At 65.4% G+C, this 20,963-nt stretch carries 19 protein-coding genes and 2 pseudogenes; 8 read left to right on the top strand and 13 right to left on the bottom strand.

Annotated elements, in window-relative coordinates:
• Positions 1 to 515 precede the first annotated feature (515 nt).
• Positions 516 to 869 carry a hypothetical protein gene (locus ACRWNM_RS33160; protein WP_431972104.1) on the bottom strand — a complete coding sequence of 118 codons (354 nt, stop codon included), beginning with the start codon at positions 867 to 869 and terminating at the stop codon, positions 516 to 518.
• A gap of 206 nt (positions 870 to 1,075) precedes the next feature.
• Between ACRWNM_RS33160 and ACRWNM_RS33155 the strand changes: the two genes are divergently transcribed.
• From ACRWNM_RS33155 to ACRWNM_RS33145, 3 genes are all read left to right on the top strand, one after another.
• Positions 1,076 to 2,404 (top strand): hypothetical protein, encoded by a 1,329-nt coding sequence (locus ACRWNM_RS33155; protein WP_431972103.1) that lies wholly within the window; start codon positions 1,076 to 1,078, stop codon positions 2,402 to 2,404.
• Entirely contained in the window at positions 2,401 to 3,774 is a 1,374-nt protein-coding gene (locus ACRWNM_RS33150) for a PQQ-binding-like beta-propeller repeat protein (protein ID WP_431972102.1), read from the top strand. Before ACRWNM_RS33155 ends, ACRWNM_RS33150 begins: the two co-directional genes overlap by 4 nt.
• Positions 3,775 to 3,897: 123 nt before the next feature.
• The gene (locus ACRWNM_RS33145; RefSeq protein ID WP_431972101.1) at positions 3,898 to 4,074 is read left to right on the top strand and encodes a hypothetical protein; all 177 of its coding nucleotides are present in this window, start codon (positions 3,898 to 3,900) and stop codon (positions 4,072 to 4,074) included.
• Positions 4,075 to 4,516: 442 nt separating this feature from the next.
• Here the strand turns inward: ACRWNM_RS33145 and ACRWNM_RS33140 are convergent, their stop codons facing one another.
• A complete protein-coding gene (locus tag ACRWNM_RS33140) occupies positions 4,517 to 4,978 on the bottom strand; it encodes a hypothetical protein (protein ID WP_431972100.1) in 462 nt (153 codons plus the stop codon).
• 73 nt (positions 4,979 to 5,051) lie between these two features.
• Between ACRWNM_RS33140 and ACRWNM_RS33135 the strand changes: the two genes are divergently transcribed.
• A complete protein-coding gene (locus ACRWNM_RS33135) occupies positions 5,052 to 5,843 on the top strand; it encodes a helix-turn-helix domain-containing protein (RefSeq protein WP_431972099.1) in 792 nt (263 codons plus the stop codon).
• A 227-nt stretch (positions 5,844 to 6,070) separates the two neighbouring features.
• Here the strand turns inward: ACRWNM_RS33135 and ACRWNM_RS33130 are convergent, their stop codons facing one another.
• The gene (locus ACRWNM_RS33130) at positions 6,071 to 6,388 is read right to left on the bottom strand and encodes an ArsR/SmtB family transcription factor (protein WP_431972098.1); all 318 of its coding nucleotides are present in this window, start codon (positions 6,386 to 6,388) and stop codon (positions 6,071 to 6,073) included.
• Positions 6,389 to 6,473: 85 nt separating this feature from the next.
• On the opposite strand from ACRWNM_RS33130, the gene ACRWNM_RS33125 reads away from it, so the two are divergent.
• Positions 6,474 to 7,352 (top strand): NAD(P)-dependent oxidoreductase, encoded by an 879-nt coding sequence (locus ACRWNM_RS33125; protein ID WP_431972097.1) that lies wholly within the window; start codon positions 6,474 to 6,476, stop codon positions 7,350 to 7,352.
• A 21-nt stretch (positions 7,353 to 7,373) separates the two neighbouring features.
• Positions 7,374 to 7,622 carry a cytochrome P450 gene (locus ACRWNM_RS33120; protein WP_431972096.1) on the top strand — a complete coding sequence of 83 codons (249 nt, stop codon included), beginning with the start codon at positions 7,374 to 7,376 and terminating at the stop codon, positions 7,620 to 7,622.
• 70 nt (positions 7,623 to 7,692) lie between these two features.
• On the opposite strand, the gene ACRWNM_RS33115 is transcribed toward ACRWNM_RS33120, so the two are convergent.
• From ACRWNM_RS33115 to ACRWNM_RS33100, 4 genes and pseudogenes are all read right to left on the bottom strand, one after another.
• On the bottom strand, positions 7,693 to 9,018 hold the full coding sequence (locus ACRWNM_RS33115) for a family 1 glycosylhydrolase (RefSeq protein WP_431972095.1): 1,326 nt from the start codon (positions 9,016 to 9,018) through the stop codon (positions 7,693 to 7,695).
• Between the two features lie 150 nt (positions 9,019 to 9,168).
• The gene (locus tag ACRWNM_RS33110; protein WP_431972094.1) at positions 9,169 to 10,185 is read right to left on the bottom strand and encodes an alpha/beta fold hydrolase; all 1,017 of its coding nucleotides are present in this window, start codon (positions 10,183 to 10,185) and stop codon (positions 9,169 to 9,171) included.
• Positions 10,186 to 10,595: 410 nt separating this feature from the next.
• Positions 10,596 to 12,625 (bottom strand): annotated as a pseudogene (locus ACRWNM_RS33105) (FAD-dependent oxidoreductase); the annotation flags it as partial.
• A 298-nt stretch (positions 12,626 to 12,923) separates the two neighbouring features.
• Positions 12,924 to 13,136: a hypothetical protein gene (locus ACRWNM_RS33100; RefSeq protein WP_431972093.1), complete on the bottom strand. Its 213-nt coding sequence runs from the start codon at positions 13,134 to 13,136 to the stop codon at positions 12,924 to 12,926.
• 217 nt (positions 13,137 to 13,353) lie between these two features.
• Here ACRWNM_RS33100 and ACRWNM_RS33095 point away from each other — a divergent pair, with 217 nt between their 5' ends.
• Complete coding sequence (locus tag ACRWNM_RS33095; protein ID WP_431972092.1) at positions 13,354 to 13,974, top strand: YdeI/OmpD-associated family protein; 621 nt, start codon at positions 13,354 to 13,356, stop codon at positions 13,972 to 13,974.
• 423 nt (positions 13,975 to 14,397) lie between these two features.
• On the opposite strand, the gene ACRWNM_RS33090 is transcribed toward ACRWNM_RS33095, so the two are convergent.
• From ACRWNM_RS33090 to ACRWNM_RS33080, 3 genes are read right to left on the bottom strand one after another with little or no spacing between them, the layout of a single operon-like run.
• On the bottom strand, positions 14,398 to 15,471 hold the full coding sequence (locus ACRWNM_RS33090; protein ID WP_431972090.1) for a tyrosine-type recombinase/integrase: 1,074 nt from the start codon (positions 15,469 to 15,471) through the stop codon (positions 14,398 to 14,400).
• The gene (locus ACRWNM_RS33085) at positions 15,468 to 16,400 is read right to left on the bottom strand and encodes a tyrosine-type recombinase/integrase (protein ID WP_431972089.1); all 933 of its coding nucleotides are present in this window, start codon (positions 16,398 to 16,400) and stop codon (positions 15,468 to 15,470) included. The genes ACRWNM_RS33090 and ACRWNM_RS33085 overlap by 4 nt, the downstream gene beginning before the upstream one ends.
• A complete protein-coding gene (locus tag ACRWNM_RS33080) occupies positions 16,397 to 17,581 on the bottom strand; it encodes a tyrosine-type recombinase/integrase (RefSeq protein WP_431972088.1) in 1,185 nt (394 codons plus the stop codon). The genes ACRWNM_RS33085 and ACRWNM_RS33080 overlap by 4 nt, the downstream gene beginning before the upstream one ends.
• Positions 17,582 to 17,770: 189 nt before the next feature.
• On the opposite strand from ACRWNM_RS33080, the pseudogene ACRWNM_RS33075 reads away from it, so the two are divergent.
• Positions 17,771 to 18,028: pseudogene (locus tag ACRWNM_RS33075) on the top strand (ATP-binding protein); the annotation flags it as partial.
• A gap of 335 nt (positions 18,029 to 18,363) precedes the next feature.
• Here ACRWNM_RS33075 and ACRWNM_RS33070 read toward each other — a convergent pair.
• The 3 genes from ACRWNM_RS33070 to ACRWNM_RS33060 all read right to left on the bottom strand — a co-directional run bounded on the left by ACRWNM_RS33070 (position 18,364) and on the right by ACRWNM_RS33060 (position 20,705).
• Positions 18,364 to 18,639 (bottom strand): hypothetical protein, encoded by a 276-nt coding sequence (locus ACRWNM_RS33070; protein WP_431972087.1) that lies wholly within the window; start codon positions 18,637 to 18,639, stop codon positions 18,364 to 18,366.
• A gap of 1,012 nt (positions 18,640 to 19,651) precedes the next feature.
• Positions 19,652 to 20,107 (bottom strand): hypothetical protein, encoded by a 456-nt coding sequence (locus ACRWNM_RS33065; protein WP_431972086.1) that lies wholly within the window; start codon positions 20,105 to 20,107, stop codon positions 19,652 to 19,654.
• Position 20,108: 1 nt separating this feature from the next.
• Positions 20,109 to 20,705 carry a hypothetical protein gene (locus ACRWNM_RS33060; protein WP_431972085.1) on the bottom strand — a complete coding sequence of 199 codons (597 nt, stop codon included), beginning with the start codon at positions 20,703 to 20,705 and terminating at the stop codon, positions 20,109 to 20,111.
• Positions 20,706 to 20,963: the final 258 nt, after the last annotated feature.

Raw genomic sequence — 20,963 nt, 5'->3', positions numbered from 1 at the left:
AGTTATTCGCTCCGCCCAAGACACCAGCATCACAGACATCCGCACATGCCGCCTATCGCGCGGTCGGACAGCCTGTCTGGCACTCGAAATGCCTCCTGGGCGCTGACTGAATCGGCCAACCCGGTTGGTGGTGGAACTGAGGAGGAATTCTGAGCTCTTCTTCGCGCTGCTCAGGCGACATGGAGTACGTAGTGCGCACATCTGGCTGGGGTGAGATCTCGGTTACACATTCCTCGAATACCCGAACACAGGAGGGAGACGACGATGTCACCTCTCTATACAGGCGGCCCCATGATTCGGCGCGGCGAAAGCGCGGATCGCGATTGATCAGTCAGGCAGTCGGGGAACCGCTACCCTCCGGTCCGCGGCCCCGGGGACACCGGGTCCGGCGCGGATGGAAGTCTCCAGATCGGTCCTCGACCACATTGCTGCCATCAAGTCGGTGTCAGCATCCTGAAATGCCGAGAAGCGCGTATCCGAACGAACGCGGGCTTCGCGACCCAGGGGAGATAGACTCAGTCTGCGACTTCCAAGGGCCAGCGCACCGACGCGACAATGGCGGTACCGGCGTAGCTGTCCTCCTCCAGGGCGGACCTACGGGCTTGGGCTTCCTCTTCAGTAATCAGCCCTTCGCGCAGGTCGTTTTCTATCTCAAATTCTGTTAGGTGCCGTTGCTCTCTCCACTGGCCTTTCGTGAGGCTTTGTTCAGCACGGATGACCACTTCCTTGCTGGTCCAGCGCGTGCCGCTTGGTACGACGATCCCTCGGTCACGCCGCTGCACGCGTCGGCGAACGCGGTCTCGCCGTTGACGTCCTGGCTGGTGCAGGTGTGGTCTGATTCGGTACTTCCACTCGAGGTCGAACCGCACGGGTTGAGCGTTGTCGAACCGATGTTGCCCGACTCGTCGACCGAGAATTCGACCTCGCCTGGGACCCCGAGTCCCACACAACTGCCGATCGGCTACCTCGACGTTTCTCAGATCCCGGGTCGATCTGGACAAGCTCGAGCACGCCGCCAAGCTCACCCAGAACCTGGGGCATGAGCAGCCGCGAACGGGCAGACACAATGCAGGACATGGAAAACGGTGATGACAAGGACGCGACCGCACCCTCCCCCGCCGTTCACCACTGGACGGTGGGTTTGACATGTGTGGCGATCGTCGCGACCGGCTACCTGGTCGCCGGGCTGCTGTACGAGCGGGAGCCGGAGTTGACGACCGCACCGATCACCCCCACCACTTCGGCGCCGCCGCCGGAACCGGCCGAATATTCGTATGTCACTCCGCCGGTGACATTTCCGGTGCAGATCCCGGGTTGTGATGTCGTGGAGCCGCCACAGCCGGGGCAAGGATTTTCGATGGTTACCTTCGAAACACCCGGATACGACAACCCGTCCTATCCGTGGTTCTCCGGGCCCAAGGCCGTCGCGATGACGCAGGCGCTGCGTGCGGCGCTGCCCGCTGGTGTCGAGATCGCCTTCGCACCGGTGGATCGGTCACTGGTATTCCAGCCGATCCTCGACGACCCCACGGAGGACAAGGGGTTCGGCGGTTGGACCGACGCGCGCGCCACGCTGCTGCGCGGCGACCGATCGGGCTCGCTGTCGGTGACCGTTCGCGAGTCCACCATGCCGATCCCGCCGTGCGTCGCCGGCGATCTCGATGAGAGACGCCGCCTTCCCGACGGCACGATCGTCGATACCCACGACACCTGGTACGAGACGAATGGTGTTCGCGCCCTCTTCCGCTCGGCCACCGCTTACCTGCCCGACGGCTCCGTCGCCCACGCCTACGCCACCGACGACGCCGCTGACGGAAGCGGCTATACCGGAACCGTCCCGCTGACCATCGATGATCTCGTCGCGCTCGTCACCGTCCCCGGACTCCGCGTCACCGCCCCGGTTCCGCCCGGAACGCCGAACCCACCCGAGTCCTGCAATATCTGGGCGGAGTCCTCCTCCGCCATCGATCAGGCCCAGGCTCGTCGATGGGACGCGGTCCTGGCGCAGATTCCACTCGACGGCTTGACCCTCGACCCGCCGCTGGGAGCGCTGCTACCGGCAAGCACAGGCGGGGTGTGCCAGGTAGTTCGGGTGACCACACCTGGCCGTCGATCACGGTTGAGCGTGGCGATCACGACCGGGCAGCCTCTCCCGCAGGAGCTTTCGCCGAATGACGGCGCGACGTCACGTCGGCTGCCGGACGAAACGGTGGTCGAAACGCGCGAATCGCGAAGCACGGTGATGGAGCCGTCACCCTCCACGCAAACGACCCGCACTGTGACCGTCACCCGCCCGTCCGGGACCCGGATCCAGGTCACCTCCGGCGATGGTCCCGCCGAGCCGTTGCCGTTCGAGTTACTCGAGGCGATCGCCTCGAATCCGGGACTGGAGGTGTCGCGATGAGAACGATTCCCGGGCTGCGCAACCTCGTGCTCGCCGCTGCGGCGGCCGTAGTCGCCACTGCCGGTGCGGTGGTGGTCCATCTACAATACGAGGACACCACGCGCAAGATCACCGGCACCGCGGACTCCGCTCCCGGCCTCGCGTGGTCGACAAGCGCTGCCGGGTTCGGACGAGCGGGCGCGGAGTTCCGCGATCCGCGGGCGGGCACCGAATTCGATACCGACGGATCAGGATTCGTCGACGGTGGTGACACACTTGTGACGGTGCTCGGTGTGCCGGACGACGGGCACCTGCGAGATCCGGTGCTGGTCGGCATCGATGCCGGCACCGGCGCGAAGCGCTGGCAGACCCCCGCCGTGGAGCTGACCGGTTGCGGGTCTACCCCTGTCGATGGCCAGGTCGTCTGTTTCAGCTCCGACGGAGCACTCGTCGGCTACGACCTCACCACCGGAGATGCCACCCGCACACCGACGGAGTGGTTTCCCTTCGCCATCGCGACACTCGATGATCGCGTGTACGTCGCCGAGGGCGACGTCGAATCCGACGACGTGCGCGTCCACGCCGGCACCCTCGCCGACCCGGATGCGTACTGGTCTCAGGCATTCGACATGGGTACGTTGTGGGAAGACCTGCCCTTCGACGCCGTGGACGTGTCCCACGGCCAGGGCGTCTTCACCCTCGGCGCCGATATCGCCGGGTTCGACCTCGCCAGCGGGAAGCCGACTTGGACCACCACCCAGGATGGATGCTCCGATGCCGGCGCAACCGGCGGCGCATTGCTCGTGCGCGCCCGAACCGAATACGGCGGCCACGACATCACCGGCAGCGACCTCCTCGACCGCACCGGCCGCACCATTGCCACCTCCGACAGCACAGTCGCCCAGACCCTTTCGATCGACCTCCCCACCGACGACACCGTCCCCGTCCTGCTCGGCGACAGCGGCTATGACCGCCGCACCGGTAGCCTCCTCTGGACCAGCTCCGACCTGATTTCCGCACCCCGGGAAACCAACGCCACGACCGGCACCGCAGCGGCGATCTTCGGCGACGTCGCGCTCCTGCAAGACACCGACGCGCACACCACAACCGGCCTCGACCTACGCACCGGACACCGGCTGTGGCGGACCGACACCACCCGCTTCGGCACGATCCTGGGCTGGGACGGCCACACCGTAGTCCACTCCGATTACACCGGACTCTGGGCAATCGACCCCCGGACCGGCACCATCTCCTGGGACATTCCATTCCTCGCCGTGAACACCGACACCGAGGCCCTCACCGGACCCAGCCAACTCGCCGCACACGGTAAGGGCCACTACACCTACGCCAGCGCCCGAACAATAATCGGACTCCGGCACCTCGAACACTGACACCGAATCGCCAACTCCTCGCGGCCAGAGCTGATTCATACGTTCCGGCGTGGGCCCGAGTCCGAGCGCCAACAAGAGCACGGTGGTGACCGGCTTCTACCGCACCTGCATGTAGACCCGCACATGCTGCGCCACACCTTCGTCACAACCCTGCTCGACGCTGGTGTCGACCTGCGTGATGTTCAGATCGCGGCTCGCCATGGCGACCCGCGGACGACCATGCGCAACGACCGCGCTCGAACCAACCTCGACCGGCACGCGAACTACATCTTGGCCGCCTACATGGCCTCGGGCACATGACAACTCAACGCACGCTACTGCCGATGTGCGGTTGTTTGGTGCGTGACCCCGGGGGCTGCGCAATGACCCGGCTTGTCCTTGGCGGTCGTGGCCTGTCGTCGGTGATCTAGTGCGTGGCGCTCACATCTGGCTGGGGTGACATATCGGTTACGCACTCCTAAAATGCCCGCATACGGGGAGGGAGACGACGATGTCACCTCTCCCTACTCCCTACAGCAGCCCCATGATTCGGCGCGGCGAGAGCGCGGATCGTGGTTGATCGGTTAGGCAGTGGCCGAACCGCCACCACAAATCCGCGGACCCGGGACACGGGGTCCGGCGCGGACGGATGCCCCCAGACCGGTCTTCGACCACATTGCTACCACCAAGTCGGTATAAGCATCCTGAAATGCCGATTATGGTCTTGATCGACGCGCCAGCCCGAACAAGATCATCGGTCTTCTCAGTGACGCCTCGCGTTGGATTGGGCCTCGACAAGCGCCTGAAGTGCGGCATGGGGGAAGGGCCTACACCACTCCTTCAGGTAGCCGTCGTCGCCGTGTTGCCGTGCTACTTCCTCGAACGCTCCGATCACAGTGCACACGAGATGATCAAGAGTCTGGTAGGTGGACCACAGCTCTGTTTCGGCGGAGTCCGGGTCGTCACTGTACTCCCGTCCCACCAGGCGGATATGTACCTTTGAGTCCGTGCTGTCGAACAGCCAGATGTAGGCATTCGGCTCGGCTTCGAAAAACACCCGGGCAGTAGCGTCCCCGCTCCGGAGGCTGGCCACAGCGTTGAGCATGTCTTCCGGGGCTTCGGTGAGATAAGAGGCGATAGCTTTGGCCTCGTTGCCGTTGTCGGAAACGTGAACACGAACCCAGCCTGTGCCAGCGAGCTCCCAGGTCATGGTCATGTCTGCCATCTGCACTCCTTAACGTATCTCCGTCCCGGCTATTCGCGGTCGAGGAGGTGATTCTTCCGCAGAATGTCCGGTAATGCCGCTGATCGCGCGGGCTGCTCCTGGCCATAGGAGTGCAGAGTCGGCCCTGCTCGCCGGGGTGAGCATCGCCCACTACACGCGCCTGGAACAGGGCAACGGCGACAGCGTCTCGGACGAAGTCCTGGCAGCCATCGGTGCCGCGCTGCGCTTGGAACCGGACGAACTGGCCTACCTGCGCCGTATCGCGCGACGTCCGACACCCTGCGCGGCGGACGCTTCGGATGTGCCTGCGGGACTGCGGTATCTGCTCGAGTCGTTCGTGATGACCCCGGCGCTGGTGGTCGGTCGGTACACCCAGATCGTCGGCTGGAACCGGCTCGCCGTGGCGGTGTTCGGCGACTTCCCTCTGCTTCCAGACCATCGCCGCACGCTCTCGCACCTGCTGTTCGCCGAGCCCCACCGGCGCGAGCTGCACGGCGCCGAGTGGGAGCGAGTGGCGCGCGAGCACGTGGCGCATCTGCGCGTGCTGCTCGGCCGGTTCCGCGGGGACCCGGCCCTCGCGGCGCACATCGACCAATTGCGGGAACTGAGCACGGATTTCGCGCGCCTCTGGGCGAAACATCCTGTCGCGCAGGTCCGGAACCGGACATACGTGTTGCACCACCCGATCGTCGGCGAGCTGGCCTTGCACGGCGAGCTCGTCGCCCTGCCCGCCGCGCCATCGTGCTTCGGGCTGGATTTGTTCGCCGCCGAGCCGGGCTCGCTCCGTCCGAGCGTGCCCTACGGCAGCTCGCGAGCAAGTGAGTCCGGTAGCCGAGTTATCCACCGCGCGAGTGAAACCGCCTAGACAGCGGCGATTCTCAGCGATCGCTGTCCGGGTTAATGCGGCGTCGAGCAGCCTGAGAAAGCGGGCCTCCAGGGAGCGAGTGCGTCCGGTAGTCGAGTACCTGACGCTTGGGCGAACCGCGGCGTCGTGACGGCAGCGGTAGCGCTCCCTGCTCTGGATCGCGTGACCCAGCATGCGGCCCGCGACGGCCCTTGGTCGCCGACCGCAGTCGGAGACTGCGGCGATTCTCAGCGATCGCCATACGCGTTGAGCACGGCGTCGAGCAGCCCGGGAAAGCGAGCTTCCAGGTCGTCTCGCCGTAGCCGCACGACGCGCGTGCGGCCCTCGATCGTGGTCGCGGTGACCCCGGCCTCGCGCAGCACGCGGTAGTGGTGCGACAGGGTCGATTTGTGCAGGTCGATGTCCTCGCCGATGCCCGAGCAGTTCTCGCCGTCGCTGTCCGCGAGGCGGGAGGCGATCTCGAGTCGCGCCGGGTCGGAGAGCGCGTGCATCACGCCGACGAGGGTGATGTCGGCTGTCGCAGGCTGGAAGGGCACACGCGGCATGGTCGATCTCCCTCGGTTTGATTGTTTTGCGGTCATCCAACAATAATTGTTGGACATACTTCAAACAGTCTTGGGAGGTTTCCTGGTGTCAGTGCCCACTGTTGCCGTCGTCGGTCTCGGTCCGATGGGGCAGGCTCTTGCCGGTGCGTTCATCGACGGCGGTGTTCGAACAACGGTCTGGAATCGCACGTCGGTCCGTGCCGAGGCGCTCATCGGCCGGGGCGCCGTGCACGCGGAGACCGTGGCCGATGCGGTGCGCTCGTCCGATCTGGTGGTTGTCTGCCTGGTGGACGACGAGGCGGTCGCCGCCGTGCTCGAGCCCGCCGCCGATGTGTTGCGCGGCCGCACGCTGGTGAACCTCACGTCCACCGCGCCGCACCAGTCGCGATCGCGAGGGGAATGGGCGGCGCGGCACGGGATCGCCTATCTCGACGGAGCCATCCTCACTCCGACGCCGACCATCGGCGGGCCGGGAGCGTTGATTCTGTACTCCGGCGCCGAGCAGATTTACCAGGCGCATCAGGCGGTGCTTGCGGAGTTGGGCGGCCGGGCGGTGTATGTAGGCGAGGACGTCGGCCGCGCCGCCGGGTACGACGCCGCGGTGCTGTCGCTGTTCTGGTTGTCGGTGCTCGGCGTCGTCCATGGCCTCGCGATGGCGCGTGCGGAAGGAATCTCCGGGGCCGACCTCGCGCCTTTCGCCGCGAACATCACCGGGCTACTGCCGGAGATGCTGGATCGGTTCGCCAGCCAGGTCGAGGCGGACGACTGCCCCGGCGGCATATCGACCATCGCCTCGGCGTCGGCGGGCCTCTCGCACCTCACCGAGAGCGCTCGAACCCTCGGCTTCGACGCCACGATGTTCCAGGCATCGCAGGGCCTCGTGCAGCGCGCCGTCGATTCCGGTTTCGGGGCCGACGGTCTGGCTCGCCTGGTCGACGCCGTCGCCGCCAGGCCCGCGGCCTGATCGATGCGGTGACGACGCGCGGTGCGTCTACTCGGTGCGTTCGGCACGGGTCCACGCGCCCGCATCGGTCGACAGTTCGCCCAGCATCAGATCACTGCCGCCTTGGCCGCGATCCTGCACCAGTTCGACCTGGAACCCGACCCGGACTACCGACTCGACGTCTGCGAACCTCACCCTCGAATCCGCGGGTCTACGACTGCGATCTCACCTGCGAACCAGCAACAAGACTGTGAGACAAATGTAGCGCCGCATGTCATGGCGCGCTGCTGAATGGCGCGCTCTGGCATCTGTACGGCACACAGCTACTCCCTCGACACCGGGCAGTCGGAGTGCTCGCAGTCTAATCAGGGAGGCCGATCGTTTGATCGCAGCTTTCGGGCGGGTCTACCAGTCCGCATTCGGCGGGCGGGCGAGTCGGTCGGTAGTTCGCGGGGACCCCGCCGGATCGGATGATCGTGCGGTAGGTCTCGACGGCGTCCGTCGGCTGGCGGACCAGGGTGGGGTCGGTGCGGACGTCGACGGTGTAGAGGCCGAAACGGGGTGTGTAACTGCCCCATTCGTAGTTGTCGGTCAGGCTCCAGTAGTTGTAGCCGACCACGTCGATGCCATCGGCCTTGGCGCGCTGCAGCCAGTAGACGGTGTCGCGGAGGTGTTCGGAGCGGGTGTACCCGTCCGCCCGCGGGAGGCCGTTCTCGGTGGGCATGCCGTTCTCGACGACGTACAGCGGGCGGTCCGGGAACAGGCGTGAATAGTGCCGCAGCGCGTAGTAGATGCCCTCGGTGCGAATCGGCAGTTCCCAAATCGCCGGGCCCTGGTTCGAACCGCCCTGTACCGACTGACCGGATTCCGGCAGCACCGCGAAATAGTAGTCGACGCCGATGAAGTCGAGCTTGTCGGCGATCCGGTCGACCATTGGCTGGTTGACCTCGGTCTCGGCGCCCGCTACGTAGCCGAGGTTGCTGGTGACCTGTGCGTTGGGCGCGGCGCGGTGGATGGTGTCGTAAATCGTGTTGTGGGCCTGAGCCATTCGGTCCAGCATCGCGGGAGCCTCGTCGACGGTGATGGCGCCGATACGCAGCTCGGTTCCGACATATGCGGCGGGCTCGTTGAAAGTGACCCACAGCGGGTTGCGAGAGGCATAGCGGTTCACCACCTTTCGCATATTGGCCAGCCAATCCTCGACCATGTCCGGATTGCGCCAGCCGCCGCGATCACTCGCCCAGCCCGGGTACACCCAGTGGTCCAGAGTGAGCATCGGCCGCATCCCGGCCGCGACGATACGGGCGATCACGTCGTCGTAGAACCGGAATGCCGACGCGTCCCAGGTTCCCGGTTCCGGCTGCAATCGAGCCCATTCGATCCCGATCCGGTACACCCGAACCCCGAGCCGCGCGGCCAGATTGATATCGGAGGCATAGTGGTTGACGAAGTCGACCGAATTCGGATACTCGTCCCCGGCCGCACCCGAATCGATGTAGCGGGTCCAGTTGCTCTCGGGTGCGTACCCCTCGGACTGGAACCCGGACGACGCGACACCCCAGAGGAACTCGTTGCCGAACGGCACGACGGTCGCGTTCGCCGAGGGGACCACGACCCCGGGCAAGAGCAGTGCCGCCGCGATCGTAACGAGTGCGACCTGGGTGTGCCAGCGCTTTCGTGTACGCATCGAGCTCCCGTCCCGTCCGGCGCTGCTCGATCGTGCGCACCGCCCGGAGCTCGATCGCCGCCGGGCCCACACGATGATCGCCAAACGTAACTGTCGGATTGCTGAATCTTTCGAGCCACAATCGACCGGCGCTCGATACCCGGTCCTGAGTCAGTTGTCGGCCGGTCGCCACTGCCGGACCGCGGCGACTATTTCGTCGGCGGCGTCTTCCTGGATGTAGTGGCCGGCGCCGTCGAGAAGGACCGTCCGATGATCGGCGAACAGTTCCTCCCAGTGACGGCGTTCGGGGGCGCGGAAGGCGATATCCTTGGTGCCCCACACGATCAGTGCCGGCCGGTCCCGCACCGCATCGAGGCCACGCTCGACATCGGCGAGAAACGGTCGGCTCGCCAGGATTTCGCGTGGGAACACATGGACCGGCTCGCGCGATTCCGGTGTCGGGAAGGGGCCTCGGTAGGCGTCCATTACCGTCTTGTCCAGTTTCTTGCGGCGCACACCTGCGGGGATGATCCGTTCGACGAAGAAGTTGCGCTGCCGGATCAGCCAACCGCCGACCGGGCCGCCCAGAAATCGCGAGAAGGCCTGCGTGCTCGGGTCGGATTTCGGCCAGGCCCAAGTATTTCCGATGATGAAGGCCACGAAGCGATCCGGGTGCCTGCCTGCCGCGGCGAATCCGATCGGTCCACCCCAGTCCTGCACCATCAGCGTCGCCTCGCGCAGGTCGAGCCGGGACACCAGTTCCGACACGACCCGGGCATGCTCGACGGGTGTGAAGCCGTAGCCGGGCGCCGCCCGGGACAGCCCGAAGCCGGGATAGTCCACCGCGATGCAGCGGAACCGGTCACGCAGACCGGCGATGATATCGCGGTAGAGGAATGACCAGGTCGGATTGCCGTGCAGCAGAACCAGCGGTGGCCCGCTGCCTTCGTCGAGGTAGTGCACACGCGAGCCGTCGATCTCGGCGAAATGACTGGAATACGGGTACAGGCTTTCCGGCACCCAGGTCGGGCGGATGGGAGTGCTGGCTTCCTCGCTCACGCTACTTACCTCCGATCGCCGGAACTTCATGGTCAACCAAGTCTGGACGACAACGAACGCAGTGAAGAGCAAATTGGCAGCAAATATTTGAATCGTAGAAACCGGCCGGGAAACTGTCGTGGCGTTCATCCCAGTGCGGTCCGGTCCGTGAGGCATGCAGTTCACGGCGGATCGTCGCCGCGACCCCCGTTTCTGGCCGAGACGGTGCAGACGGCTCGCCTAGCCCACACAACTGTCGACGGTGGAGATCTTCGCCGGTCCGAGTCGTCGGGAACTCGTCCACCGCGATCCAGGTGATCCCGACGTCACTCATGCGCGGCCATTCACCTGGGGCGATACACCTCGTCGAACACTGTGAGCTGGGGGGGGGAGCGGACAGGGCGGCACGGGCCTCGTGCAGCAGCAACTCCCCTGCTGCACGTGCCATGGCCACTGGCATGCGTGTGACTGCTCGAGGTGGGCTCTGGCGGGAGTCACCGAGAGCCTGGCCGCCACCGGGCTGCGTGCCGGGTTGCCCGGCGGAGCTGCTGCGCGAGGTCGATCGAAGGCACCACGCAAGTCGAGCGGTTTATCGCGCGTTTGGCGTCGAGCTCGGCGGCCTCGTTCGCGCCGCCGATGAGGTGAACCGGCATCGTGCCCGCGGCGACGAGGGCGTCGTAGAGTGTCCTGTTGGGCTCTTGGCCGGTGCACAGGACGATGGTGTCGACCTCGAGCAGATGGGATTGCTCATTCACAGAGAAATGCAAGCCGAGGTCGTCGATGCGTTCGTAGCGGGCACCAGCGATCGTCTCAACGCCGCGGTTCTTCAACTCGGCACGGTGGATCCATCCCGTGGTCTTGCCCAGCCCGGCGCCGACCTTGCTCGTCTTGCGCTGCAGCAGGGTCACCTGCCGTGGCGCCGTGTGGCGCACGGCCAGCGCGAGGCCGCCGCGGTGACGGTGTTCGGCGTCGACGCCCCAAGTGGCGAGGAACTCGCCGATGTCGGGTTCGGCACCGGGATCCGGGGTGGTCAGGAACTCGGCAACATCGAATCCGATACCGCCGGCGCCCAGGATCGCCACTCGTGGCCCTACGGGAGCTTTGTCGCGCAGGACGTCGAGGTAGCCCAGCACCATCGGGTGATCGACGCCGGGCAGCTCCGCGGGGACGCGGGGGTTGACACCGGTCGCGATGACCACCTCGTCGAATCGTCGTTGGTCAGACGCTCCACCGTGGCGGCGGTGTCGAGATGCACCTGAACCCCGGTTTGCACCAGGCGGTGACGGAAGTAGCGCAGGGTTTCGTCGAATTCGCCCTTGCCGGGTATCCGGCGGGCGATCTCGAACTGCCCGCCGATCTGCGAGCTGGCTTCGAACAGCTCCACTCGGTGCCCGCGTTCGGCCGCGGCGGTGGCGAACGCGAGTCCGGCGGGTCCGGCACCGACGACTGCGATCCGTTTGCGGACCCGTATCGGGCCCAGCACGAGTTCGGTTCCGTGGCATGCGCGCGGATTCACCAGGCAGGAGGTGATTTTCAGGCTGAAGGTGTGGTCCAGGCAGGCCTGGTTGCAGCCGATGCAGGTATTGATCCGCTCCGGGGTGCCCGCGGCGGCCTTGTTCACGAAGTCGGGGTCGGCGAGGAAGGGCCGGGCCAGCGACACCATGTCGGCGTAGCCGTCGGCCAGGAGCTGCTCGGCGGTGTCCGGAGTGTTGAACCGGTTGCTGGTGACCAGCGGGATGGATACCGAGCCCATCAGCTTCCTGGTCACCCAGGCGTACGCGCCCCGTGGCACCGAGGTCGCGATGGTCGGGATCCGCGCCTCGTGCCAGCCGATTCCGGTGTTGATGATCGTCGCGCCCGCCGCTTCGATGCGCTGCGCGAGCTCGACGACCTCGTCGAAGGTCGATCCGTCGGGTACCAGGTCCAGCATGGAGAGCCGATAGATGATGATGAACTCCGTGCCGACCGCTTCGCGGACGCGGCGAACGATCTGGACCGGGAACCGGATGCGGTTCTCATAGCTGCCGCCCCAGCGATCGGTGCGCTTGTTGGTGTGGGTGGCGATGAACTCGTTGATCAGGTAGCCCTCCGACCCCATGATTTCCACCCCGTCGTAGCCGGCCAGCTTCGCCAGCCTCGCGCAGCGCACGAAGTCCTCGATCGTCGCCTCGACCTCGACGTCGGAGAGTTCGCGTGGCGGGAACGGACTGATCGGAGCCTGCAACGGACTCGGCGCGACCAGCTCGGGATGGTAGGCGTAGCGCCCGAAATGCAGGATCTGCAGGGTGATCTTGCCGCTGGCGGCGTGCACGGCATCGGTGACCACACGATGGCGGTCCGCCTCGGCTTCCTCGGTCAGCATCGCCCCGCCCGGGTAGGGGCGTGCGGCTTCGTTCGGCGCGATGCCACCGGTGACGATGAGCCCGACGCCGCCGCGGGCGCGCTCGGCATAGAAGGCGGCCATGCGCTCGAAGCCCTGGGGCGCTTCTTCCAGGCCGACGTGCATCGACCCCATCAGTACGCGGTTGCGCAGGCTGGTGAATCCCAGGTCCAGCGGCTGGAGTAGATGCGGGTACGCGCTCGTATTCATCGAGATCTCACGGTTCGTTCGTCGGGGCTGTTTGTCGCGCCGGACCATCAAGCTCTCGGAGCTAGGACAACGGCGATTCCGCCGGCGCTCGGTCTGCTGGGGTGCCCTCGCGCGGAGCCGGGGCCGGAGAAGTATTTCGCGGTGTTGCAGGTGTGCTGACCTGGATCGTGGAGACTACTGCGCGTAATTCGAGCTTCGGATGTCCTCGACCAGGCCGGTGGTGATGGGCTGGGCCCGACCGTGCGCGCTCGCACGCGGGGCCGATCACGAGGCGTTTTTGGCGGGGCTCGTCAACCGTTCACGGCACTGCTGCTGCAGTGAGTTCAGCGTCGGTCCGCTGATCACCCGTGCGGCTAGGGATCGAAGAAACCGCAGCAGCATGGAACTCTTTCGGCCGCAGCCCGAACCGGATGAACGCTTCCTCGTCGTTGCCGCCAAACGGCGCCCACGCGCAAGCGAATTCCAGCATGTCGTTGTCGAATGGAGTCATGGCCAGCCGGTCTTCGATCACAGGCGCGTCCTTCGGCTTCGTGCGCACTATGTGTTACGTGCGAGGATGTGTGAATTGCGCTGGGCAGCAGCGAATCCCTTGTGCGCGTTGCGTTTGCTGCGGTACGCCTCGCCATGACGGTCGCCCGCATCGCGCTCACCGCCTCGGTCACGGTCATCGAACCGGCCGAACTCGCAAACACCGTCCGGCGCCTGGCCACTCACCTTACGGAGGACACATGACCTCATCGGAATCGCCGCGATCGGCATCCGACCACGCCGCGACCTGGAAGTTCGACTACCCGATCTTCCACGCCGAGACCCGGGCACAATGGCGGAACTGGCTCGGGCACAACCACGCATCCACTCGCGGCGTGTGGTTGTGCTCCTGGCGCGCCGGTGCCGAACGCCCACGCTGCCCGTACTCCGAGGCCGTCGAGGAGGCCATCTGCTTCGGATGGATCGACTCCACCAACACCATCCTCGACGACGAGCGCGGCTTGCAGCTGTTCACGCCACGCCGCACCAAGAGCGCGTGGACCCGGCTCAACCGCCGACGCGCAGCCGACATGGCCGACCAGGGCCTCATGACCGACGCGGGCCGCCGCGCCATCGCGGCGGCGAAGTCCAACGGCTGGTGGACCATCGCCGACCAAATCGAAGACCTCCGAGAGCCACCCGAACTGGCGGCGGCCCTCGACCGGGACCCACCGGCCCGCGCCCACTGGGACCGATTCCCGCCCAGCGCGCGCAAGATGATGCTGTGGTGGATCGTCAGCGCCGCGCGAGACGCCACACGAGCGAATCGGATCACCCACGTCGTCACCGAGGCACACGACGGTCGACGCGCCCGCGGGTGAACATCATCGCGCGCGTATCGACCAGGCCTCGGTCTCCAAGTTGCAGACTGGGCATCATGCCGAGTTCAGGACGGTGGATCGCCTCCTCTCCGGCGTCGGCCGCCCATACTCTGCGCCGATGTCACGCGCCAGATCGACAGCAGCACCGAGCAGATACGCGTCGCACGTACAGTAATGCCGCTGAGCGCGCATGTGAGTAGAGCCGGACGCGGCTCAATGTTGTTGTTTTGTAACAAGTTCGGTGAAGCGGGCGTTCGTGATCGAGAGGGGGCGGGGTGTGACGCGCTCGTGTCGGTCGGCCCGGTTGTCCGGCGCGGATGGTCGCATTTGCTCGGTGTGCGTCGACGAGAAACAGTTGACCAAGACCATCGCCCGCTACGGCCGGGTAGACCTGCTCTGCATCGACCTATGCCGAGGCCGGGACTATGCCGCGCCGATCGCCGCATGACCTGAGATATGAAGTAGTGCAGCATGTTCGGCCTGCCGAGTGGACCGGTTGTCGGCCTGATCACAGGCTCTCCAGGAAGGCCAGGAGGCTGTCGGTCGGGCGATAGACGCCGGCGGCGTCGAAGTCGGGGTGGTCTGGTCGAGAGCACGTTGTTTGATCGTCATGTCGGCGTGGAGATAGATGCCGGTGGATCGGATGTCGGCGTGGCCGAGCCAGAGCGCGATGACCGCGGTGTCGACGCCCGCGTGCAGCAGCGCCATCGCGCAGCTGTGGCGCAGGACGTGCGGATGCAGCTCGGCGGGGCGGATGCTGGGGCAGGATAGGGCCGCGGTGGCGGCGTGGCGCCGGACCAGGCGCTCGACGGCATCGGAGCTGAGCCGGCGGCCGGTGCGGGTCGGGAACAGCGGCTGATCGGCATGGTCGCCGCGTTCGGCAATCCAGACGCGCAGGACGCGCTGGGTGGGTGTGGTGAGCGGGACGGCCCGGTGTTTGCGGCCCTTGCCGAGGCATCGGAGGTTCGCGCCGCCGCCGAGGGTGATGTCGCCGCAGTTGAGTCCGACCAGTTCCGAGACCCGTAGCCCGGTTTGGACCGCGACCAGCAGCAGGGCGTGATCGCGTCGGCCTTCCCAGTGGTCGCGATTCGGCGCGGCGAGCATGGCGTCGATCTCGGTGCGGTTCAGGAACGCGACGAGCTGTTTGTCGAATCGTTTGGGCGGGATGGCCAGCACGCGCTGGATCAGTTCGGCGTGTTCGGGATGGCGCAGTGATGCGTAGGTAAACAGCGACCGGATCGCGGTCAGGCGCAGGTTGCGGGTGCGGGGACTGTTGCTCCGCTCGTGCTCTAGGTAGTCCAGGAACGCGGTGATGGCCTCGACGTCCAAGTCGGACCAGTCCAGCTCGGCTGGCGGCTTCTTGGTTCGTTGAGAGACGAAGCCCAGCAACAGTTTTAGCGAGTCCCGGTAGGAGGCGACCGTGCGCGGACTGACGTGACGGTGCTTGACGAGCCGTTCGGTGAAGAAGTTCTGCAGTGTGGCGGAGATCGCGGTCATGAGGGCCTGGCCTGGATCGAGTATTCGAGTCGCTGGGCGGCCAGACTCAGCAGCTCGGGGGCCGCCGACAGATACCAGTAGGTCGAGCGCGGGTCGCGGTGACCGAGATAGGTCGACAACGTCGGAAGTTTCGCCTCGACGTCATCCCCGGAGCGGTGCCAGCGCAGCAGCGTGTTGACCGCGAACGAGTGCCGCAGGTCGTGGATGCGGGGCCGCCGGTCTGCGTCCGCGCCGATTCCGGTCGTGCGACACAAGTTCCGAAAAGTCTCATGGACGCAGGGATAGACCATTCGGTTGCCGCGGCGAGAGACGAAGAAACTCGCTGTCGTCGGCATCGGGTGGTGCTCGTCGCGGATGCCGGCGTAGTCGCGCAGGGCCGCGACGGTCGACGGCAGGACCGGAACCACCCGGGACTTGCCGAACTTCGACTCCCGGATCAGCAGAGCCTCGTCGGCCCAGTCGATGTCGGTGCAGTCCAGGCGGATCGCTTCCCCGACCCGCAGCCCGGTCGCGCCGAGCAGGCCCAACATCGTGGAATGGGTCGCCGCCGACAGTCGTCCGCGAACTCGATGTCGCGCCTGAGCGGTCAGTGTCTCCAGGTCGGTGCGGGTGAAGATGAACGGTGGATGCCAGCGTTGCGGGAACGAGATCAACCCTGGCGGTGGTATTTCGGTGCGCGGATCCAGCCCGGCCATATGCTGGGCGAACCTGCGGGCGATCGTCATCCGACGTGCCGGATTCGACGACGACGCATCGACCCCGGGAGCAAACGCCCAGTCCAGCGCAGCTGCGATCGTAACTGTGGGTGCGGCGATCTCGTCGAGATAGCCGACGAACCGCGGCAGCAGCCGATGGTGTTCGGCCAGATCGTGGCCGAGCCGATTGCGTAGTTTCAGGTAGTCGGCCGCGGCCTCGGACAGCCGGCTCATCGTGGCGCTCCTGGCCATTCGGCGGCGAGGTCGCGCAGAGTGGCCAAGTCGACCTTCGCGTAGATCGCGGTCGTGGCCAGATCCCGGTGGCGCAGGACCTGGCTGATATCGACGAGAGGGACTCCGCGGCGCAGCATCTCGGTGGCCAGCGAGTGGCGCAACCGATGGGCGCCGACGCGAGGCAGCCCCGCGCGGTCGCAGGCGCGGCGGGTGACGTCGCTGACCAGGTCAGCGCGGATTCCGCGCAGCGGCGCCTTGCAGGTCACGAACACCGGCCGCAACGTCGTCGCCGGCCGAGCGGTCGTCAGGTAGGCGCTGACCGCTTCCCCGACGTCGAACGGCATCGGCATGGCGTCCTCCCGGGATGCTTTGCCGCGCAGTTTGATCCGACCGCCACGCCAGTCGATGTCGCCGACCTCGAGCCGGGCGACCTCGATCGACCGCAGTCCCAGTCGCGCGACCAGGGTCAGCATCGCGTAGTCACGGACCTGCACCGGATCGTCGCGGTCACAGGCATCGAGCAACCGCTGAACCTGTGCGGCGGTGATCGACTTCGGGATGCCGGTGCCATGCCAGCCCGCGACCGGCGGGACCGCCGAGGTCAACGGGCGCGGCAGTAGTCCGCGCAGGTAGAGGAACCTCAGTAGCGACCGTAGTTCTGCGACGCGGCCCTTGATCGCGCCGACGCTGACGCGTGGGCTTTCGGCGAGCAAGAACGCCACGATGTCGGCGCCGGTCAGCTCACCGATCCCACGAGCGGATGCTTCTCTCAGGAAGCGGTGGGCCAGCTTCTCGTAGCGGACGATCGTGGCAGCTGCCAGAGCGCGGTCGGCCACCAGCCAGTCGCAGTACTCGGCGACAATCGAGTCCAAAGGGTCGCAGTTGATCGGCGGATCTGTCAGCAGCCCTTGGGATTTCAAGAACTCTCGCAGCGGGTTCAGGCTCTTTGCCGACGGCGGACGGCGCAGCGTAACGCAGCAGAACCGCCGGAATTCCTCGATCGACGCCGCCGTCAACTGCTCGGCTGTGAGGTCCTGCTCGATCATCCACCGCCCCAGATCGCCGATGATCTTCAGCATGTTCCGGATCGTGCCCGGCGTGTATCGCTGCTGCTCCAGATGATTTCGGTAACCGGCGATGTAGGGGCCCATGCGGCCCGGTTTCCTGCGAGTTCCGACCATGATCACGCCTCCGTCCGACGCACTCATCCATCAGATGAAGTATCGGAGCCGACGACGGAACTATGTGGGCTGCTGCGCCGGCAAACGAGGCCCTTCCGCTGCCCTTACCAGGGGATTCACGTCATGCGGCGATCGGCGCGGCATAGTCCCGGCCTCGGCATAGATCGATCTATGCCGCCGTCGGCATAGGTCGACGAACTCGGCTACATGGAACTCGACCGCCGCGGAGCGGAACTGCTGTTCCAGGTCCACACCGAGCGTGAGGAGAAGAACTCCGTCGCGATCGCTTCCAACGAATCGTTCTCCGGCTGGACGAAAACCTTCACCGACCCGAGACTTTGCGCCGCGATCGTGGACCGCCTCACCTTCGGCGGCCATATCATCGAAACCGGCACCGACTCCTACCGCCTCGCCCGGACAGCGCAAGCAGTGGCCGCGGCGAGATGACGTCGAAATTCGGTTCTGGCCCACTTTCCGTGACGAAAGGTGTTGTGCCGCAGAACCACAGATCTGGCGTCATCGTTGCGCGGCCGTGGGAAGCACGCGTTTGCGTAGCAGTGGAAGGCCAGCCCTGCCGAACATCTGCCTCTTGATCATTTTGATGTGATTGACCCGGCCCTCGACCGGACCGGAGTTCCAGCGCATGGTCAGACCGGCACCGTGCGCCGGTGTCGGAGCGAGGCGGGCGCAACCGGCCAACGCGCGCTATTCGACCCAGTGGGACCGTGATCCGGCTGGATGTCGTCCTGCTGGCGGCCCGCTGCTGCAACCGCTCGGGCCGGCTACTTCAGTAGTTCGATGACCGGTGCGAATTTCTCCATAGCCGGTTCCTGCACAGTGAAATACGTGATTCCGTGGCGCTCGCGGAATTCGCGCACGTTTTCGGCGATCTGCCGAGGAGTGCCGATCATGACCGTGGGGGTGGCATCGATCTGGTCGTCGGTGAATCCGGGCAGAAACGCGCGCACCTGTTGGCCAAGGGTGTCGCGTTCGGACGGGGAGGCCACGCCCCAGATGGCGACGTTGATTTCCACCTGATCGCGACGCTCACCGAGCAAGCCGCGCACGTACTCGGCGCGTTCGGCGAGCGTGTCCGGGTCGGCGGCGGTCGGCAGCCCGGATTTCGTGACGCTGATCGTGGCCGACGCAAGCTTTGGGCGCCCGGCCGCGGGGGCGCTGGGCCGCGCTCACCATGTGGTGAGTGGTTCGGCGTCGACAACGACGCCAGCCGCGCAACTCCAGACAGCTGAACGGTGTCCACAAAAGGACGTCCTCGAACCTATCCCGGGCCGTAAATCTGACCTTCACAGGTCAGTGGCCGGGGAACCTTCCGCAATAGTTCGCGGTTCACTGTGACGATCATCCAAGCAGTCTGGCAGGACGCTGCAAACACCGCCGGCAACAAGCTAGGAGGGGCATAGGACCCTCGTCATGAGCGCGCGGTAACGTCACTATTCACCGTCGTGATCACGGCTGCACTGACACACAAGGTGTCCGATTTCGCCGATAAACGACACCGGAATTCACTGGCACAACCAGTCGTTGCTCCTGCAGGCGGCGGGAATACTCAGCGGCTTCAACGGGATCTAGGCTGCGCGGTGGTGTCACGAGGGCACCACATTCGATCGGACGCTCGATGGTCGACGAGCCGCCCGGGCCAGTCGACGGGCCGCTAGGAGGCCGCCGAATAACGGGTTCGGGCCGGGTGTCGGCCGTGCTGTGCGCGGTCGACACTGCTGGATTGTGCGCGCGGTGATTGCGTCGGGTCGGTGTGGACTGTCTGGGCAGCGCAGAGTAGGCGCGGTCAGCGATGACCACGTCCGGTTGCGGCGCGGCGGCCCGCCTTCCAGGCGCGGCACCACGAGCGCGTCCAGCACTGCTGGCAGCAGCGGTGAGTCATTGGTCTGGCCGGACGTGAGCAGCACGGCCAGGCCTCGACCGGCGCTGTCGGTGGCCAGGTGGACTTTGGTGGTCAACCCGCCACGGGAACGCCCGATCGCGTGATCGGCGGGTTCATAGCCCGGTCACCGAATCGGCCTCCGCGCCGGCGGCGTGCTGGTAGCAGTGTCGCTACCCTGATTCCGAACCAATCAGCTCCACAAGTAACGGGCCTGAATTGGGAATTCGATGCCACCACCATGGCGCGGCTTCCAGGCCGGAGTCGGTGAATCGTTCGATCGACCGATTCTCGTCGAACTTCGTAACTGCCCGGAACTGTTCGTCGTATCCATCCGCGACGGCAGCAACCTTTTTACGGAGGGGTTCGGAAAGACGGTCGATGCAGCCGGACAAGAAATCTCGTATCGATAGTGCGCCGACCAGGTCATAGCCTCCCCAAACGCTCGGGTCGTTCGCTGTTCGAGCTCGATCCTTGTCGATCTTGTCGACGTGCAGAGCCCAGCTGGTCAGCAGATCCAATGTGCCGAACGATCGTGTGTCATTTATCTTATGGCGACACTCTTCTAGCTCGTTCAATTCTGCCTCAGAAAAGTTTGAGCGTATACCTTCGATCAACTTCTCGTTCATATCACCGGCTCGGGTAGTAGGTAGTAGACTTGAGAGGTACATCACGATTGATAATTACTCTGACTCCATTGTAATCATAGCGCACCGAGTTTCCAGAACCTGGTGAAGTTGTGCCCTTCCGTAATGCTTCCTCTATTTCCCTCATGGTTGGGCGACCCATCGCCGGGTTGTCGTCACCGGCGTGTCCGCGTGCGAATTCTGCGAGTTCCTCGAGGGAATATCCGGTACCTTCGAAATTGTAGGCAGGGCCGTCCTCGTCGATCTCGTCGTCGAGAGCTTCGTCAATGAACACTTTCATCGAGATAATTGCAGCCAAGCCGATGTCGGTTGCAGAGGGCACTTTGTCGAAGTTGGCGATAACTGCCGCTCCGCCGGCGGCAGCCGCTGCAGCAGCTAGGACACGCCAGATTTTGATGCCGTCGTAGACGGATTTGATGGTGCGTACTGTGTTTCCAACTACTACGATGGCGCCTCCGGCCGCGGCAACGTCGCTCAGGGCTGCGGTGAACGCGGTGAGCAGGATCCCGGTGACGACAATGGCTCCAGCTGCCCACGCAGCGTTCGAGATCGCCGATTTGATACCGTTTCTGAGATCCACGGTGCCTGTGTGGTACTCCGCAACGGGCAGGGCCATGTTTGTTGATGCAGTGGCTATGTAGTCGGCGCCGCTGCTGAGGGTGCCCAGGTGTCCTGTCGGGATCGGTCCTGTACGGCGGGGTGCAAGTGTGACAGCGGCCAATGAAAATTCCCCACGAACGGCCAGATGCGAGTCCCCGTAGGCGGCCAGTTCGCATAGTCGGGCACATTGTCAGCAAATATCTTGAACGCGCGGTAATGCCGATTCCGGGTGATTGGG

Source organism: Nocardia sp. bgisy134, assembly GCF_965341865.1.
Lineage (GTDB): Bacteria > Actinomycetota > Actinomycetes > Mycobacteriales > Mycobacteriaceae > Nocardia.
The sequence above is the reverse complement of the archived record's forward strand: the minus strand, read 5'-3'. Positions and strand labels throughout refer to the sequence as shown.

Coding starts and splice junctions, on each gene's coding strand:
- ACRWNM_RS33095 (WP_431972092.1), top strand. CDS start 13,354: ATGACCTCATCGGAATCGCCGCGATCGGCATCCGACCACGCCGCGACC.
- ACRWNM_RS33090 (WP_431972090.1), bottom strand. CDS start 15,471: ATGACCGCGATCTCCGCCACACTGCAGAACTTCTTCACCGAACGGCTC.
- ACRWNM_RS33155 (WP_431972103.1), top strand. CDS start 1,076: ATGGAAAACGGTGATGACAAGGACGCGACCGCACCCTCCCCCGCCGTT.
- ACRWNM_RS33080 (WP_431972088.1), bottom strand. CDS start 17,581: ATGGTCGGAACTCGCAGGAAACCGGGCCGCATGGGCCCCTACATCGCC.
- ACRWNM_RS33110 (WP_431972094.1), bottom strand. CDS start 10,185: ATGAACGCCACGACAGTTTCCCGGCCGGTTTCTACGATTCAAATATTT.
- ACRWNM_RS33140 (WP_431972100.1), bottom strand. CDS start 4,978: ATGGCAGACATGACCATGACCTGGGAGCTCGCTGGCACAGGCTGGGTT.
- ACRWNM_RS33065 (WP_431972086.1), bottom strand. CDS start 20,107: ATGAACGAGAAGTTGATCGAAGGTATACGCTCAAACTTTTCTGAGGCA.
- ACRWNM_RS33130 (WP_431972098.1), bottom strand. CDS start 6,388: ATGCCGCGTGTGCCCTTCCAGCCTGCGACAGCCGACATCACCCTCGTC.
- ACRWNM_RS33145 (WP_431972101.1), top strand. CDS start 3,898: ATGCTGCGCCACACCTTCGTCACAACCCTGCTCGACGCTGGTGTCGAC.
- ACRWNM_RS33150 (WP_431972102.1), top strand. CDS start 2,401: ATGAGAACGATTCCCGGGCTGCGCAACCTCGTGCTCGCCGCTGCGGCG.
- ACRWNM_RS33085 (WP_431972089.1), bottom strand. CDS start 16,400: ATGAGCCGGCTGTCCGAGGCCGCGGCCGACTACCTGAAACTACGCAAT.
- ACRWNM_RS33135 (WP_431972099.1), top strand. CDS start 5,052: ATGCCGCTGATCGCGCGGGCTGCTCCTGGCCATAGGAGTGCAGAGTCG.
- ACRWNM_RS33115 (WP_431972095.1), bottom strand. CDS start 9,018: ATGCGTACACGAAAGCGCTGGCACACCCAGGTCGCACTCGTTACGATC.